The 16814-nt window shown below is 73.5% G+C and carries 15 protein-coding genes and 1 pseudogene; 10 read left to right on the plus strand and 6 right to left on the minus strand.

The features are described from left to right. Window positions 1–222: 222 nt before the first annotated feature. The gene (locus tag ACH4EB_RS29185; protein WP_398350897.1) at window positions 223–396 is read right to left on the minus strand and encodes a CsbD family protein; all 174 of its coding nucleotides are present in this window, start codon (window positions 394–396) and stop codon (window positions 223–225) included. A gap of 271 nt (window positions 397–667) precedes the next feature. Between ACH4EB_RS29185 and ACH4EB_RS29190 the strand changes: the two genes are divergently transcribed. From ACH4EB_RS29190 to ACH4EB_RS29210, 5 genes are all read left to right on the plus strand, one after another. Then, entirely contained in the window at window positions 668–1735 is a 1068-nt protein-coding gene (locus tag ACH4EB_RS29190) for a type I phosphomannose isomerase catalytic subunit (RefSeq protein ID WP_398350899.1), read from the plus strand. A 338-nt stretch (window positions 1736–2073) separates the two neighbouring features. Further along, entirely contained in the window at window positions 2074–3141 is a 1068-nt protein-coding gene (locus ACH4EB_RS29195) for a polyprenyl synthetase family protein (RefSeq protein ID WP_398350900.1), read from the plus strand. Between the two features lie 79 nt (window positions 3142–3220). Continuing rightward, complete coding sequence (locus ACH4EB_RS29200) at window positions 3221–4120, plus strand: UbiA family prenyltransferase (RefSeq protein WP_398350901.1); 900 nt, start codon at window positions 3221–3223, stop codon at window positions 4118–4120. Between the two features lie 40 nt (window positions 4121–4160). Beyond that, the gene (locus tag ACH4EB_RS29205) at window positions 4161–4796 is read left to right on the plus strand and encodes an ATP-binding cassette domain-containing protein (protein ID WP_398350902.1); all 636 of its coding nucleotides are present in this window, start codon (window positions 4161–4163) and stop codon (window positions 4794–4796) included. Further along, entirely contained in the window at window positions 4793–5644 is an 852-nt protein-coding gene (locus ACH4EB_RS29210; protein WP_398350903.1) for an ABC transporter permease, read from the plus strand. The genes ACH4EB_RS29205 and ACH4EB_RS29210 overlap by 4 nt, the downstream gene beginning before the upstream one ends. A 3-nt stretch (window positions 5645–5647) precedes the next feature. Here ACH4EB_RS29210 and shc read toward each other — a convergent pair whose 3' ends face one another. After that, window positions 5648–7642: a squalene--hopene cyclase gene (shc, locus tag ACH4EB_RS29215; protein WP_398350904.1), complete on the minus strand. Its 1995-nt coding sequence runs from the start codon at window positions 7640–7642 to the stop codon at window positions 5648–5650. Window positions 7643–8216: 574 nt separating this feature from the next. Here shc and ACH4EB_RS29220 point away from each other — a divergent pair. Together ACH4EB_RS29220 and ACH4EB_RS29225 are read left to right on the plus strand one after the other, a co-directional pair. Beyond that, entirely contained in the window at window positions 8217–9158 is a 942-nt protein-coding gene (locus tag ACH4EB_RS29220) for an ANTAR domain-containing protein (protein ID WP_398350905.1), read from the plus strand. Between the two features lie 39 nt (window positions 9159–9197). After that, window positions 9198–9623, plus strand: coding sequence for a VOC family protein (locus tag ACH4EB_RS29225; RefSeq protein WP_398350906.1), 426 nt, complete (start codon window positions 9198–9200; stop codon window positions 9621–9623). Here the strand turns inward: ACH4EB_RS29225 and ACH4EB_RS29230 are convergent. The 4 genes and pseudogenes from ACH4EB_RS29230 to ACH4EB_RS29245 all read right to left on the minus strand — a co-directional run. Beyond that, window positions 9605–10153, minus strand: a pseudogene (locus ACH4EB_RS29230) (condensation domain-containing protein); the annotation flags it as partial. The gene ACH4EB_RS29225 and the pseudogene ACH4EB_RS29230 sit on opposite strands and share 19 nt — an antisense overlap. 210 nt (window positions 10154–10363) lie before the next feature. After that, a complete protein-coding gene (locus tag ACH4EB_RS29235; protein WP_398350907.1) occupies window positions 10364–12328 on the minus strand; it encodes a sigma-54-dependent Fis family transcriptional regulator in 1965 nt (654 codons plus the stop codon). Window positions 12329–12757: 429 nt separating this feature from the next. Then, window positions 12758–12916 carry a hypothetical protein gene (locus tag ACH4EB_RS29240; protein ID WP_398350908.1) on the minus strand — a complete coding sequence of 53 codons (159 nt, stop codon included), beginning with the start codon at window positions 12914–12916 and terminating at the stop codon, window positions 12758–12760. A 103-nt stretch (window positions 12917–13019) separates the two neighbouring features. Further along, a complete protein-coding gene (locus tag ACH4EB_RS29245; RefSeq protein WP_398350909.1) occupies window positions 13020–13247 on the minus strand; it encodes a DUF5133 domain-containing protein in 228 nt (75 codons plus the stop codon). A 322-nt stretch (window positions 13248–13569) separates the two neighbouring features. Here ACH4EB_RS29245 and ACH4EB_RS29250 point away from each other — a divergent pair, with 322 nt between their 5' ends. From ACH4EB_RS29250 to ACH4EB_RS29260, 3 genes are all read left to right on the plus strand, one after another. Further along, window positions 13570–14904, plus strand: a complete 1335-nt coding sequence (locus ACH4EB_RS29250) for an erythromycin esterase family protein (RefSeq protein ID WP_398350910.1) — start codon at window positions 13570–13572, stop codon at window positions 14902–14904. A 158-nt stretch (window positions 14905–15062) separates the two neighbouring features. Then, on the plus strand, window positions 15063–15695 hold the full coding sequence (locus ACH4EB_RS29255; protein ID WP_398350911.1) for a hypothetical protein: 633 nt from the start codon (window positions 15063–15065) through the stop codon (window positions 15693–15695). Between the two features lie 270 nt (window positions 15696–15965). Further along, a complete protein-coding gene (locus ACH4EB_RS29260; RefSeq protein WP_398350912.1) occupies window positions 15966–16727 on the plus strand; it encodes a DeoR/GlpR family DNA-binding transcription regulator in 762 nt (253 codons plus the stop codon). Window positions 16728–16814: the final 87 nt, after the last annotated feature.

Genomic DNA, 16814 nt, shown 5'->3' on the forward strand with positions numbered 1-16814 from the left:
CCCTCCCCCCCCGGGTCGGCCGGCCCCCCCCCGCCCGCCCCGGGCCCCCCCCCCCCCCCCCCGGGGGGGGGGGGGGGCCGCCCGCCCCCCCCCCCCCCCCCCCCCCCCCGGAACTCTGCTCCGCCACGAATATGGCGTACTTCTCAAAGGGTTGTGCCGAGGGCACGAAAGGGCACTTCAGGGCGCCTGCGCCGAGAGATGGGCAGGGTCACGCCGAAGACGTCACCGCTTGAAGGCGTCCTTGGCCTTCTCGCCGGCCTCACGCACGTCGCTCTTGGCGCGCTCCGCGCGGCCCTCCGCCGTCATCCGCTCGTTGCCGACCGCACGGCCGACGTTTTCCTTCACCGCGCCCTTGGCGCGCTCGGCCTTCGTGGAAGCCTTCTTGTCGGCGGTCATGGTCGCGCTCCTTTTCGGTCGAGCCGTTTCCTTGACAGTCCATCGCGTGCCCGTGCGCCCGGCCGGTAAACAGGTCGATTCACGGGCGGGCGGAAATCGGCGCGCCGACGCGATGCGGGGGCCGGACCGGGAGGCGATTCGGCCGTCCCGCGCCGGGCACTCGATATGCGCCACTCCGCGCCGCCGTACCCGCCGTACCTCCCGGCCCGGGGCACGCCAGTGGTCGGAGTAATGAATCCGGACCCGCGAAACACCGGGGTGTACTCGGACGATGAACTGGTATCCGATGCGGCTGACCACACCGGTCAAGCAGCATGTCTTCGGCGGCCGGGCCGTTCCCGAGCGGCTCGGCCGGACCGGGCTGCCCGACGGGCCGGTGGCGGAGACGTGGGAGGTCAGTGATGTCGAGGGAGAGCACTCCCACGTCCTGAACGGGGCGCTGGCCGGCCACACCCTGCGGGAGCTGGCGCTGAAGTATCCCGACGAACTGGTCGGGCGGGGCTGGCGCGGTACCCGGTTCCCGCTGCTGGCCAAGTTCATCGACGCGCACCGGCCCCTTCCGGTCCATCTGCACCCCGACGACACGGCGGCGCGCGAGCGGGCGGGCGAGCCGAACGGCAAGACGGAGGCCTGGCACATCCTGTACGCGCCGCCCGGTACCACGGCGTTCGCCGGCGTACGGCCCGGTGTGGACCACGACCGGCTGCGGCAGGCGCTGCTCGACCAGGACTTCGACGCCGTGCTGCGGCGCCTGCCCGTACGCGCGGGCCAGACCCTGTACGTACCGGGCGGCACCCCGCACAGCTTCGGCCCCGACACCCTCGTCTACGAACTCGAACAGACCTCCGACCTGCAACAGCACGCGATGCGTCACCGCATGGAGGACGGCGCCCCGATCGACGACACGCGGTGGCGGGCCAACGTCGAGGCGCTGCTGTGCGAGTGGAGGCCGGAGCACCGGCCGGACTTCCACCCCGGGCTGCGGCTGCCGACGGAGGACGGGGTGGAGCGCCGGATGCTGTGCGCCGGGCCGTACTTCGCGCTGGAGAACTGGCGGGTGCGGGCGCCGGGGGCGGCGGTGCCGGCGTTCGACACCTGCGTGGTGCTCAGCAACATCGGTGCCGCGACGGAGGTGACGTGCGGGGCGGTACGGGAGACCCTCGGCCCGGCGGAGACGCTCCTGCTGCCCGCCGCCACGGCCTCCGGCACCCGTGTCCACGGCCCGGCCGACGTACTCCTCGGCTACCTCCCCGACCTGGAGGGCGACGTCCGCGCCCCGCTCCGCGCCGCGGGACACGCCCCCGAGGCGATCGCCGCTCTCGGTGAGGGCCTGGGGTGATCGGCCGCGGTGGGGCCGGCCACCACCGTGGCGGCGCCCGCCTGCGCGCACCGCACCGGGCGCGCCCCCGCGTGTCCGCCTGACGGTCTCTCCCGGCGAGCGCTTACGGCAAATAGGTAGAAAAAGTCTGCATGGGGAGGTTCGGCGGGTACTTCGGTGTACATCAACAGTTACGCCCACTTCGTACGGAAGCACGGGCAGGGGCAACCGAAGGATTGGATGAATGAACAAGAGGCATGCCGGGCCGGTCCAGGCCCTGAGTGACCAGGCGGGCGGATGTCTCCGCCTCGTCGGGCGGGCACCCCAGCCGGTTTCCGGACCGGGGGCGCGCCTTTCCGATGCGTACTGAGACACTTCCGGTCGAGTCCGACTTCTTCGCCCCCCGAGCAGCCATCGACGACCTGCTGTGTTCGTTCCTGACGGAGAGAGCCCAGACCGCCGCGGTGCCCGGTCAGTCGGCGCTCGTCCTTCTGCTGCGGGACTTCATCGACGGAGGCAAGCGGGTCCGCCCGTTGCTGTGCGTGGCCGGATGGCGCGCGGCGGGCGGGACGGGAGACCCCGCGCAGGCCGTCCGCCTCGCCGCCTCCATCGAGCTGGCACACGCCTGCGCCCTCGTGCACGACGACATCATGGACGCGGCCGACAGCCGTCGCGGGCGCCCCTCGGTCCACCGGCTGCTGGCCGACCGCCACCCCCTTCCGGAGATGGCGGAACGCTTCGGCACCAGTGGCGCCATCCTGGTGGGCGACCTCGCCCTCGTCTGGTCCGACGAGCTGCTGCACACCACGCTCATGCCGGACGCCCACCGCGTCGCCGTGCTGCGTGTCGTCGATCTCGCGCGGGCGGAACTGATCGCCGGCCAGCACCTGGACCTGCTCACCACCGGTGACCTGGACGTGAGCCTGGAGACCGCGCTGACCGTGGTCCGCTACAAGACGGCCAAGTACACCATCGAACGGCCCTTGCAGGTCGGTGCCGCCCTCGCCGGCGCGGACCAGCGGGTCATGGATGCGTGCAGCGCCTACGGTGTGCCCCTCGGGGAGGCGTTCCAGCTCCGGGACGACGTGCTCGGGGTGTTCGGCGACCCGGACCGGATGGGCAAGTCGCACCTGGACGATCTGCGTGAGGGCAAGTGCACCAGCCTCGTGGTCAGCGCGCTGCGGGCGGCCACGCCCGCCCAGGCCGACCGGCTGCGCGCGCTGATCGGCGACCCGGAACTGGAGGAGCCGGAGGCCGCCGACGTCCGCGACATCCTCACGAGCACCGGGGCGCGGGCCGCGGTCGAGCGGATGATCGACGAGCGGTACGAGCAGGCCCTGGACGCCCTGGACGGGTCGCCCTTCACGGCCGACGCGATCCGCACGCTCAAGTCCGTCGCGGAGGCGGCCGTGCACCGAGCGGCATGAGTCCGCCGGTCCCGTCCACCGACCGGCCCCGGGCCACGAGCCGGCCGGGAACCGCTGCCGAACAGTACGGAGCCGACCCATGACCACCCCCACGACGAGCGCTCCCACGGCGGTACTGCAGACCGTCTGGCGGGAGATCCGCCTGAGCTGGCTGTTCATCCGCGTCGACCGCTGGACCACGGTCTTCCCCGGCACCTGCTTCGTCGCGGCGGCCACCGTCCACGCGCGGCTGCCCCTGCCCGCGGCCGCCGTCACCGTGGGCCTGGGAGCGGTGTACTTCTGGCTGTTCATCTACGAGCACACCTTGGCCAACCAGTTGGTCGGGGTCGAGGAGGACCGCCTCAACAAGCCCTTCCGGCCGCTGGTCACCGGGGAGAGCACCATCCGGGGCGCCCGGCTGCGCCTGGTCGCCGTCCGGATCGCCTTCCCCGCGTACGGCTACTGCCTGGGCGTCCTGAAGTGGGCGCTGATGTGGCAGATCCTCTCCCTGCTCCAGCACGAGTACGGTTGGGGCCGCCACTGGCTGGGCAGGAACCTGTACGCCGGGATCGGGGTCATCGCCCAACTGGCGGCCGCGTGGGAGATCGTCACCGTGCTCACGCCGGACGCCTGGCGCTGGATCTGGACGCTGACGATCACGGTGACCTTCCTGATGTCCGTCCAGGACCTGCGCGACATGCACGGCGACCGCGCGGTCCGCCGCTCCACGATGCCCCTGGTCTTCGGCGAACTGCCCACCCGCGTCTTCCTGTGCGCCGGTTTCGCCGTCGGCCCCGTGTTCATCCACTCCTTCCTGATGGCGCCCGCCGGCCCGCACTGGTGGCTGGTCGCCACCGACCTGTTCCTGTGCGGCCTGAGCCTGCTGCTGGCGGCCCGGGTGCTGCTGCTGCGCGGCCCGGAGCAGGACCAGCGCAGCTACCGCCTGGTGGAACAGTGGTACACCTTCGCCCTCGCCGCCTCCATCTACACGCTCCGCTGACGACCTCCACCTCCATATCGCGTTGAAGAAGGGGCCCGACGTGCCGGCAGAGGGAACGCAACGGCAGTCACGGCTGCGGATCAGCGGCGTGTGGAAGGCGTACGGCCGCAGACAGGTGCTGCGCGGCGCCGACCTCGACGTACCACCGGGGGCGCTGGTCGGTGTCGTCGGTGAGAACGGCGCGGGCAAGAGCACGCTGCTCCAGATCGCCGTGGGCCAGTTGACGCCCGACCGGGGGGCGGTGGAACGTACCGGAGCGGTCGGGTACTGCCCGCAGCGCGCGGTGCTGAACGACTCGTTCACCGTGTTCCAGCATCTGCGGCTGTTCCAGGTGGCCTACCGGCTGCCGACGCTGTCCCGGGCGCACGAGCTGATGGACGTGCTGGCGTTCGCCGACTGCGGGCGGCAGCGGACCGGGGAACTCAGCGGAGGGACGCGGCAGAAGCTGAACCTGCTGCTCGCCCTGATGCACGACCCGCAGCTCCTGGTGCTGGACGAGCCGTACCAGGGGTTCGACTGGGACACCCACCAGCGCTTCTGGACGCTGGCCGCCCGCCTGCGCGACCAGGGACGGTCGATCGTCGTGGTCTCGCATCTGCTGCACGACCTGCATCATTTCGACGCGATCGGCCACTTGCGCGAGGGTCGTCTGGACATCGAGGAGCCCACCCGATGAGGCGGCACCCGGCGGCGTTCACCGAGATGCTGCGCTGCACGCTGCTCGGCCAGGTGCGCAACCGGATGGCCCTGCTCCTGGCGGTCGCCTTCATCCCCGGGTGGATCGCCGTGGCCCGCCTGTGCGCCTCGGACCGGGCGGTGCGCTTCTCCCTGGACTCCCTCGGTGTCGATGCCGCCACCCGGGCCAGTCACGTCAGCCAGGTCGTCAACGCGCTCGCCGCCGTCACCCTGGTCACCGGGTTCGTGATGTTCATGGAGACGTTCAAGGCCGGGGAGATGGACCGCCGGCTGCTGCTGGCCGGCTACCCCCGTGTCCCGATGCTGCTGGCCAAGGTCGCGGCCGTCACCCTCATCGCCGCGCTGCTGGCCCTGTACACCGTGGCCGTGCTGTGGGCCTCCGTGCCCGTACGGCAGGTGGGCCCGCTGATCCTCGGCCTCCTCGGCGCCGGCCTGGCGTACGGCGGCATCGGGCTCCTGCTGGGTTCGCTGGTCCGCGGTGAGCTGGAGGGCTTCTTCCTCGTCATCATGCTCAGCCTGGTCGACACCGGTCTACAGAACCCGATCTTCACCGTGGTCGATCTGTCCGGCCTGGAAGTGCTTCCCCTGTACGGCGCGAACCAGTTGACGCTGGCCGCGACGTTCACCTCGCGCACCCCCTGGTCCTACGGCCTGCTCTCGTGCGCCTGGTCCGCGGCGACGAGCGCGCTGGCCCTGCTCGTCTTCCACGTCCGTACGCGGTCCCATTCCGCGGGTGGCGCCGTCGCCGCCACCGGGCTGCCTTCCCCGATGGCGGCGTCCGGCCCGCCGGAGACGACCGTACGGGCCTCCGCGCGGCGGTCGCGTTAGCCGCTAGCCGGGCGGCGCCACGGCTCCGTGGCTCTGGTGCCGGGCGTAGCGGCCCAGGGCCATGAGGGGGAAGACATGCCGGTAACTGCCGTAATGGACGGCCACGGCCCGGGGGACGAGTGTGCCGGTGAAGTGCCGTTCCTCCCAGGTGCCGTCGTCCGTCTGCCGCTCGGTCAGCCAGCGCACCGCGGACCGCACCGCGACGCTGTCGCGTTCCCCCGCGGCGAGCAGCGCGAGGAGCGCCCAGGCGGTCTGCGACGGGACGGAGGGGCCACGGCCGTGGAGCGCGGGGTCGGCGTACGACTCCCAGTCCTCGCCCCAGCCGCCGTCCTCGTTCTGTACCGACGTCAGCCAGGTGACGGCGCGCCGGACGGCGGGGTGGTCGAGGGGCGTCCCGGCGGCGACGAGCGCCGGGAGGACACAGCCGGTGCCGTAGATGTGATTGACCCCCCAGCGCCCGAACCACGCGCCGTGGTCCTCCTGCTGTCCGAGCAGCCAGCGCACGGCGCGCCGGGTGCCGGGGTCGCGCGCCATGCCGACGGCCGCCAGCATCTCCACGACGTGGGCGGTGACGTCGGAGGTCGGCGGGTCGGCGCAGTACTCGCCGAAGTCGAAGAAGGGCAGCTTGCTGGGGAGGGCGCTGGTGTTGTCCGCGTCGAAGGCGCCCCACCCGCCGTCCCGGCCCTGCATGCCGAGGCTCCAGCGCACCGCCCGGCGCACCGCGTCGTCGAGGCGCTCCCGGTCGGGGTGGTCGACGCGGCACAGCGCGAGGACCACTTCGGCGGTGTCGTCGAGGTCGGGATAGTTCCGGTTGTGGAACTCGAAGGCCCAGCCCCCGGGCGCGAGGTGGGGCCGCCGTACGGCCCAGTCACCGGGGCTGTCGGCCTGCCGGGTGAGCAGCCAGTCGGCGGCCGCGACCAGCGCGGGGTGGCCGGCGGCCAGGCCGGCGTCGAGCAGCGCGGTGGTGGACAGGCAGGTGTCCCAGACGGGGCTGTGCACGGTCTGGAGCTTCCGTACGTCGTCCTCGGGCCAGGAGACACACCCGTCCAGGAACGTGAAGGCGGCCGTGAACACCGGGTGGTCCGACGGGTAACCGTGCAGGTGGAGGGCGACGAGCACCCAGGTGGTCATGGGAGTGCAGGCGCCCCAGCTTCCGTCCGCCTCCTGGCGTTCGAGGAGCCAGCGGGCACACCCGTTCGTCGCGAGCCGGCGTGCCGAGCGGGGGGTGACCCTGCGATACGCGCGGAGCACGGTGTTCGCGCGCTGGTAGACGCCCTCCCAACTGATGACCGGCGCCGTCGCCGGGCGTACGGGGGTCCCGTCGGACGGGGGGAAGAGTTCGTCGATGCCGAAGGAGGCCGGTCGCACCGGCCGGTGTGCGCTGATGATGCCGAGCGCCACCAGCGCCACCCGCATGATGGCGCTGAAGGAATGGATGTTCAGGGGCGCCCACGCGGGCAGGCCGATGATCTCCGGCGGGACCTCGGGAAGGTCGTCCCAGCTCCACAGGCCCAACATGGCGAGCCACACCCGGGCTTCCAGCGGGGCGGCCGCCACGCCGCCCCGCTCGCGCACCCATGCCGCGCACCGGAGCAGGTGCTCCTCGTCCGGGCCGTGTCCGGCGAGCCGGAGCGCCACGTACGCCTGGACGGTGGTCCCCAGGTGGCCCGCCCCGTCGAAGACCAGGGGCCAGGAGCCGTCCGCGCCCTGCTGCGAACGGATCCACCGGCCGCTCGCGGCGGCCACGCGCTCGTCCAGGTTGCCCAGCAGGTGCCGCAGGAACAGATCGTGGGCGTCATAGCTCACGTCCGTCGTGAAGGGCTCCTTCCACCACCCCGCGGCGTGCTGCCGGGCCAGCAGGTGGTCCGTGGCCCGCAGCACCGCACGCTGGGCCGCTTCCTCCGTCGCGTCGGACGGGGGAAAGGCGAAACTGACGCCGCTCTCCCCCGCCCCGAGCGGGCTCTTCTCTGTCGGCGCGTCGTCGGCTGTCGTCGTCATGGCACTCCTGCGCCTCACTGGGTCGGGAACCGTTCGCACCGCCTGGGCGGTCGCCACAAAGCTGCCCACGAACCGGGAGGAGTCGCACCGGACGCGCGGTACATCACCTGTCTGCGCGGCGAAAATCCCCGAACACCACGCCTGTCCGGGCCCGCCCTCCGGGTCGTACGCGGTTTCCGCAGTGTCCGTAAGGGGCCGCAGCCTGGGCAGGGCGGGCGGGCCGGCCGGGGAGCGGAGCGGGCAGCCGGGCAGGGCCCGGGCGGCTCGGTACGGTCCAGCGGCGCGCCGTCGCGATCCCGGCGGATCAGGACGCCGCCGCCCCCAACTCCCGCATGGCGGAGCCTTGGTGGGCGTGGCACCGGGGTTGCGGGCGGTGTGCGGCGCTTCGCCCCGGAAAGGGTCCGGCGGTTTAGTGACCCTTACCACAGCGGGTCCGGAATGTCCGTACCCGGCGGGGCGCCGCCGGTGGATGGGTTAGGTTCGCACCAGTCGAGGGGCCGCCCGCGCAGCCGGCCGCCCCCGGCCTTCGTCCGGCCACAGCGCCCCGGGAACGGCCCTACAGGGAGAGGAAACGATGCAAGAGCCAGTGGACTCGTCGCCGGCCGCCGACGCCCCTGACACGGCCGCCGTACCGCCGGACACCAACGGCGCCCGGCCCGCCGAACCGCGGGACGGCGGGCCACGGGACGACGGGCAGGCGGAGATCGACCGGCTCCGCCGGGAGGTACGGGACCTCCGGGGCAAGCTGATCGCGCATCCGCTGATCGCCCAGGCGCAGGGCCTGCTCCAGGAGCGCTACCGGCTGCCGGACGGGGCGGCCGCGTTCGAACTGATGAAGCGCTGCTCACAGCAGCACAACCTCAAGCTGCGGAACCTGGCGTCCGCCGTGGTCTCCGTCCCCCGCCCCGACGACGAGCGGGGCCTGTGGTTTCCGGGCCGGGCCGGCCGGACGCCGCCCCCGCTGCGCTTCCTGCCCGGCCACCGGCCGGACAAGGTCAACCGCAGCACCGTGCTGAAGGAGGTGCTGCACCAGGCACTGGCGTTCACCGAGGCTCCGATGGGCGACCTCCAGACGATGGAGCCTTCCGTCGGGCTGCGGATGGAGCACCACAGCGGGCTCAGCGAGGAGTTCCTGGACTTCTTCGCCGTGGTCGAGGAGGGCACGTCCTGTTCCCTCGCCGCCCGGCGCCGGGCCCGCGTCGTCTCGGACGTCGCCACCGATCCGGCGGTCAGCGAACCGTCCCGCGAAATGATCCTGGCGGTCGGCAGTCGCACCGCGCACAGCATACCGATGCTCTCGGCCGCGGGCCGTGTCGTCGGAGTGTTCTCCCTCCACCTCCCACGGGCGGGCCAGGACCTCACCCGGACACAGGCCGACGCCCTGGACGGGCTGGCCGCCCAGGCCGGCCGCTGGCTGGAGTGGCACCAGCGCACGGTCCTGCTGAACGCCCTGGAGGACCTCCACCACCGCGGCAGGACCCTACGGGGCGCCCCGTCGCGGAAGCGCACGGAATAGGGTGGAGCGGAGACCGGTCGCCTCCGTAGCCTGACGGGCATGGCATGCCGTATCAGTGAGCTGGTCATCGACGCCGCCGACGCCGAGCGGCTCGCCGTGTTCTGGAGCGAGGTCCTCGGCTACGTCGAACTCGGCCGGGAGGACGACGGAAGCATCGAGGTCGGGCCGCCCGACGCCGGCTTCGGCGGCCCGCAGCCCACCCTCGTCCTCAGCCCCAGCGGCGACCCGCGCCCCGGGAAGCTCCGGCTGCACATCGACGTCAACGCCACCGACCGCGACCAGGACGCCGAGTGGGAGCGGCTGCTCGCGCTCGGCGCCAGGCCCGCCGACGTCGGCCAGACCGGCACCGAGAGCCGGCGTGTCCCCCGGTCGCCCGCGATCAGGGTGGGCCGTACGTCCGCGAGCGCCTGCCGCCAGGCCGCGAGGGCGGCGTCCCGGTCCCGGGCGGCAAGCCAGGACATGTAGGCGGCGTAAGGCGTCACGGGCGGGAGGCAGGTGGCGTCCCCCGCGTGCTCGTACAGCGTGGCCCATTCGTCCAGGAGGATCGCGAGCGACCAGCCGTCGCAGAGAATGTGGTGCAGTCCCGGCAGAATGCGGTGCCGGCCGGCCGCGCGCCGTACCACCGTCACCCGTATCGACGGGGATTCGGCGAGATCGAAACGGCGCAGCCATTCCCGGTCGGCCACCTGGCGCATCCGGGATGCGTCCGCCTCGCTCAGGTCGGTTTCCGTCCAGGGAATGTCCACCTCGCGCAGCACGCACTGCACGGTTTCCCCGGACTCCAGGGTGCGAAAGGCCGCCCGCAGGGGTGCGTGCCTGCGGGTGAGCTGCTGGAGGGTGGAGCGCAGCAGGGCCGGATCGAGCGGTCCGGTGAAATCCAGAGCCGTCTGACTGCGGTAGATGTCGGTGGCCCGCGGGTCGTAACCGGCGTGGAAGAGCATGCCTTTCTGCATGGCTGTCAGCGGCCATATGTCAGCCAATCCGGGCTTTCCCATGGGCGCCGCCCCCGCTCCGCTCAGCACGACATGCCGGTCATGCTATCCAGCTCCGTACCGCGAAAGGGGACGTCCAACTGTGCAATTCCCGGGCGCTATTGGGCTACCCGGGGCCCCTCTCAGGAGCCCCGAGGGGGGCGGCGCGGGCGCGGAACGCCGCCGCCCCGGCCGGCGCGGCCGCCCGCCCGGCCGCCCACGGCGCCGTACGCCTCAGCGGGTTCTCGCGGGCGCCACGGTGATGCCGTACAGCCTGATCTTGCGGTAGATGGTGGCGCGGGAGATGCCCAGTTGCCGGGCCGCCGCGTCGCGGTTGCCCGCGGCGTCGTGCAACGCACGGACGATCGCGTCGCGTTCGGTGGTCTCCCAGGGCGTGAGGGTGCGGCGGCAGGAGCTGTGGCACTCCGGCGCGAGGTCGTGCGGTTGCAGGTCGGCCTGCCGTCGCCCGCGCGCCGCCTGCTGGAGCACCCGGCTCAGATGCCGTACGTTCCCCGGCCAGTCGAAGCGGGTGAGGACCTGCATCGCCGCGGGGGTGCAGGACACGGTGCCGCCACGGCCGTGCCGGGCCAGCAGCGCGGGGACGAGGTCGCGGATGTCCTCGGGCCGGTAGCGCAGCGGTGCCACCGCCACCGTGCACGGGAAGACCGCGCTGTCCAGCGCCGGAGGCGCGGCGCCCGCCGGGACGGGCCCCTGCCCCGGGACCGTGTGGAGGCCGACCACCCACGGGCGTGCGTCACAGTTGCGGCGCACGCCCGCGAGCAGCGTCTCCAGCCGGTGCGTCACCTCCCGGCCCGCCGCTTCCAGGTGCTGGAGCACCACGGTGCCGTCCTCGTCCCGGAGCGCTTCCTCGACGCGGTCCAGGACGTTCGGAGTGCGCCGGCTCACCGTCAGGTCCACGACGTACAGCCGGCCCTGGGGCCGTACCCAGTGGTGGGCGGCGCGCACCAGCGCCAGCTTGCCCACCCCGGCCTCGCCCACCACGCGGGTCGGCAGCCGCTGCCGGCAGGCGGACGTGACGTCCCGGCTCGCCGAACACCAGGACGACGAGCTGCCGGCCAGGCCCGGCAGGAGCGCCGGGGGTGGGGCGGTGGAGGGCTGCGGGCCGGTGCGGGTGCCGGGCGCCCGGGCCGCCGGGGCGGGCGTCCCCCGGCCCTCCGGCACCGTCATGCCGACGACGCAGCCGGTCGGTCGGCCGGGCGGGCCGACCAGGGTGCAGCGGGCCCGGACGTCGGCGCCGGAGGCCAGCCGCAGCGTCACGTCCACGCGCTGCCTGCGGCTGCCCGCCGGGGCGGCCAGCAGGTCGGCGGCGAGCGCGCCCGTCTGGCGCAGGTCCTGCGGCTCCAGGAGGCGCACCGCCTCGGTGTTGGCCGTCCGCAGGGTGGGCGTCACCAGGAGCACCGGGCCGCTGGTGCGGCGGCCGACGGCCAGGAACGCGTCCAGGGCCGCCCGCTCGTCGCCCGAATACCGGTCCAGCAGCCGCTCCTCGATGTCGGCGGCGGCCTGCCGTACCACCGCGGCCATCAGCGGGGAGGCGTCCTGCCGCAGACACGTCAGGTTGACGACGCCTTCCTGCCGTCCGGTGAGCGGATTGCGTACGGGGACGCCGGCGCACGCGGCGCGCTGGAGCGGCTCGGCGTAGTGCTCGACGCCGAAGACGGTGCTCAGGCGCCGTTCGGTCAGCGCGGTGCCGATCCCGTTGGTGCCGACGGCCTCCTCGGCGTAGCTGAATCCCGGCGCCAGGTGCACCCGGTCCATCAGGCGGACGACCGCGGGGTCACCGCCCCGGCGGGTCAGGACGCGGGCCGCGGCGTCCGCGAGGACCACGCCGGCCGTGCAGTCGGCGAGAAGCTGCTCGACGCGTTCGAGGACCGGCGCGGCGGCGGACAGCAAGCGGCTGTCCCAGTCGATGTGCTGCTCCACGTGCGGGACGTGCAGCCGGTCGGCGTCGACCGCGTGCAGGCGGCAGCGTCTCCAGGAGGCGAGGACCGCCTCCCTGGCCCGGGGGTGCGGCACGCCGGGGGTGGCGGCGCCGGGAGCGGGGTCGGCGGCGGGCGCGGCGGGGCCGGCCGTGCCGCGCCCGTCCGGTCCGGGCGCCGCTGCCGACGCCTCCGGAGCACCGCTCAGCATCCGTTCCCGTGCCCGCATGACCGTCTGTTCGGGGAAGTCCCGGAAATTCATGGTTGCAGACATGCCCCGGGCGCCGAACCACGATCCCCGCGAGCGGACGCAATCGCCCCTCCGTGTACGGCATTCCCCCACAGCGGGGCGAAATCCCGCCGGGAACAGGGCAGTTGCGGCCGCACCGTCTCAGAGTGAGACGACCCGCCGCACCGGCGGCGTGCTGTGTTTCCGAGTACGGTCGGCCCTCCCCGAGTGCCGTACGACGACGGATCCTTCACCCATCACGCACGCGGGCCGCGGTGCCTCCCGGCCCCCGATGAGTCGGGCCGCGCCGGACCGGATGCCGGCCGGCCTCGGCGGGACGGCCGGGGCAGCCGCGGCGGCCCGCCGTACCCCGGCATCCGCGCGAGGACCGCCCATGCCGAGCAGGCCGCAGGGGCCTGGGCGCCGCCGGCTCGGGGCGGTCACCCGCGCGACGGCCGTCCGTCAGTCCCGGCCCGCGCGGAGCTCGCTCCAGTCCAGCAGTTCGTCGGCCTCGCGCTCCGTCTCCTTGGCCAACTGGCGGACCTGGGTCAGTACATCGCCGTGCTCCTCGATGAGGCTGTCGTAGATCGGCGGGCCGGCGGGCAGGCGGGCAGCGGTCATGTGGGGTCAGTCCTCGAACCATTCAGCCGCACCGTCCCCCGCCCACGGCGAGGGAGGGGATGCGGAAATTACAACGACGCCGGAACTGCGGGCGGAGCGCGTGTCAGGCGGCGAGGAGAGAGTCCTCCCGCACACCCGTGCCGGGCAGCCGGTGCCTGGCCGCGACCAGTGCCGCATCAACATCCTTCGTTCCGGTGGAAATGCACAGCGAGTAGGCGAGATCGTCCATCCGCCTGCGCAGCTCAGGACTGCCGTCCTCAGCACGCAGCACCCGCAGTGTCTCGTACTGCTCGACGAGGTTACCCAACACCACCGGGTGCGCCAACAACATCCTTTTCCCCTTCCATCACATGATCACCTGTGCTCCCCGCGTCAGCTACCCGTCCCGTGGGCCTCCATGCCCCACGGAGAAGGAGATACATCACACGCCTCACGGCACGCCCCGCACCGACGGGACCTCACCGGAAAGGCCCCCGGGACGCGCGCCACCGTCGACTCCGCGATCGCCGGTCCGGCGCGCACCGGCGGTGTCGAGGGCCTCGGATATCAGGTGGCCGGCCGTGATCTTCCGTGGGACGCTGCCCGGCGGGAGTTCACGCGCCCGCACCGCCCGCAGTCGTCGCTGCGCCGCCTCCGAGAAATGAGCGTTCGACATGCCCGACACCAGCCACGGCCCGCACCGCGACAACGGCAGCCACGGCGCCGGGAGCCGGTTCGCCGGCCGGCTCCGCGAGCGGGCCGCCGTGCTCGGCACCCTCGACCCCGAGGAACCGCTCGACGACCTGGAGCCGCTGCGGGCGCTCATCGGTACCGCCCGCGTCGTCGCGCTCGGCGAGAACTCCCACTTCATCCGGGAGTTCGGCCTGGCCCGCGAACGCGTGCTGCGCTTCCTCGTCCAGCGCTGCGGATTCACCGCCCTGGCCTTCGAGTTCGGCTTCAGCGAAGGCTTCGCGCTGGACGCGTGGGTCCAAGGGGAGGGCGCCGAGGAGGACTTCGCCCGGCAGACCGAGGCGAACATCCCCATCGGCCTGTCGGGTCCGCTGCACTGGCTGCGCCGCCACAACCGGACCGCGACCCTGCCCGTGCGGTTCGCCGGTGTCGACATTCCCGAGGCCGGGGGTTCGCTGCTCCCGGCGCTGGCGCCGGTGGCCGAATACCTCCGCGAGGTCGATCCGGACGGGGTGCCGCTCGTGCGGGACGCCATGCGGACCGCCGAGCGGTTCGGCGGCGCGTCCATGGCGCTCGCGGCACCCGCGTGGCAGCGGCTGGACACGGACGTACAGGACGCCCTCAGCGCGACGCTGCTGCGCCTGCGTATCCGGTTGCGGGCCATGGAACCGCTGTACGTCGAGCGCGGCGGCCGGGCCGCGTACGACATCGCGCTGCACCGCACCGAGGCGGCGTGCCACGCCGACCACCAGTTCCGGGCCATGGCCGCGCTGTACGCGGGCGGCGGCACGCCGGCCGACACCTCGGCCCGCGAGGTGTTCATGGCCGACTCGGTGCGGTGGCTGCTGGACCGCGCCGCCCCCGGGACGCGGGTCGTGCTCCCCGCGCACAACGCCCACATCCAGCGGGCCCCGGTCTCGTTCGACGGCCGCCTCACCGGGCTTCCCATGGGCCTGCATCTGAGCCACGCCCTGGGCGAGGACTACTTCGCCCTCGGCATGACCAGCGTGGGCGGCCGCACCGCCGAGATGCACCTCGACGAGAACACCGCCTTCGGCTTCCGCGTCGAGGACACCGCACTCGAAGCGCCGGAGCCCGGCAGCATCGAGGCGGCCGTCGTGGCGGCCGGGCTGGGATCGCGGATCAGCCTCGCCGGGCTGCGCGGGGTGCGGGACACGGCCCCGGGCGAGGCCGTGGCGGGAGCGGGCCCCGACCGCGTCCGGATGCACAGCGGCTATCTGAACGTGCCCGTGGCCGAGGCCTTCGACGGCATGCTGTGCGTCCCGTCCTCCACCGTGGTCGACGACCTCGGATTCTGAGCACCGCCCGCCGATCGTCTTTCCCACTCCGCCCGATGCCGGGACAGCGGCCGGCGGGGGCGGCACAGTGGCGGCCGGGAAGCGCGCGGGGCTCGTCGGGGAGTGCGGGGAGTTCGGGGAGTTCCGGGAGTGCGGCCGTCGTGACGTACCGGCTGGTGATGACACGCGAGGCACGGAGTCGGCTGAACGGCCTGCGCCGCGACGGCGCCGGGGCGGCCCGGCTCGCCGGGGAAGCGGTCACCGCGCTCCCGGACCAGGACCTGCGGCTCGGGCCGCTGGCGGGCCTTGACCTGCGGATTCTGTGCACCATCGAGGCCGGGGAGGTCACCGGGAGCGCGGGGGCCGCCGAGGCCGTGGTGCTGCTCACCGTGGCCGCCGACCGCACGCAGTGGTGGGAGTGGTACGCGTACGCCCTGCCGCCGGCCCGCGAGCGCCTGGACAGGCGGCAGTTGCCGGGGCGGGAGCCCGGCGCGGAGGACGAGACCTTCTGCGGCAGCCGGGACTCCCTCCGCGCCTGGTACCCCGGCCGGGACGAGGAGCGGCACGACGGTGCGGCCGTGCTCGTGGCACGCAACCGGGGGCAGCGGCCGGCGGCGGTACGCCGCCACCGGGGGCCGACGCGGGAACAGCTCGCCGTACGGATGGGGGACTCCGCGGCCCGCGTGGCGGCGATCGAGGACGCCGGACCGGGCGCCGTCGAGGTGCGCGCCCTCGCCGACCATGTGGCGGCCCTGAGCGGACGGTTGGAGATCGTCGCGGATTTCGACACGGAGCGGCTGGTCCTCGGCTGAGGTCTGGGCGGCGCGCGGACGGGCCGTACGGCACGCCCGGCCCGTCCGCGCACCGGAGAACGGGCCCGCCGGGGAGGCGAACGGGCAGGGCCTCGGCCGTGGGGTCCGGAACGGCGCGGGGGAAGCGGGCCGAAGCGGGCGGGTTTCCCGCCATGACGGGCAGCAAGACGCGCCCTTGCGCTTGCTATAAACCTGGTGCCGGGCAGAAGCGGGCAGGACGATGACCGAACGGAACGCCGTGGAACCGAGGGAACCGAGCAGGAGTGCGCCGTGAGAGCCGAGGAACGCCAACACCGCATCCTCGTACTGGCCCGCCAGGCCGGCCGGGTGGACGTCACGGACGTCGCCGGGGAGTTCGGGGTGGCGCGCGAGACCGTACGACGGGACCTGAGCGAGCTGGAGCGGCGCGGCCTGGTCCGGCGCACCCACGGAGCCGCATATCCGGTGGAGAGCGCCGGTTTCGAGACGACGCTGGCCCGGCGTGAGACCCAGCAGGTGGCGGAGAAGCGGCGGATCGCGGCGGCGGCCGCGCAGCTCGTCGGCGAGGCCGAGACGGTGTTCGTCGACGAGGGGTACACGCCGGAGCTGCTGGCGATGCTGCTGCCCACCGACCGACCGCTGACGGTGGTGACCTCCTCGCTGCGCACCGCGTCGCTGGTCTCCGCGTCGGACACGACGACCGTGCTGCTGCTCGGCGGGCGGGTGCGGTCCGGCACGCAGGCGGCGGTGGGCTCCTGGGCCCGGGACATGCTCGCCGGGTTCGTCATCGACCTGGCGTTCCTCGGGGCGAACGGGGTGTCGCGGGAACACGGCCTGACCACCCCCGACCCGGCGGTCGCCGATGTGAAGGCGCAGGCCGTGCAGTCGTCGCGGCGGCGGGTGCTGATCGGGGTGCACAGCAAGTTCGGGGCGAGCAGTTTCTGCCGGTTCGCCACCGTACGGGACCTGGACACGATCGTCACGGACACCGGGCTCTCCGCCCCGGAGGCCCACCGGTACACCCTGCTGGGCCCGCAGGTCCTGCGGGTCTGACGACGGCGCGCACCGCGCGCGGGAAGCGCCCGTACGGAACGGCGTGCCCACTTGAAGACGGCGTGACCACCCGGAGCACCGGGCCGC

It is taken from the genome of Streptomyces sp. NPDC018045 (genome assembly GCF_044327445.1).
In the GTDB taxonomy this organism is placed as follows: Bacteria; Actinomycetota; Actinomycetes; order Streptomycetales; family Streptomycetaceae; genus Streptomyces.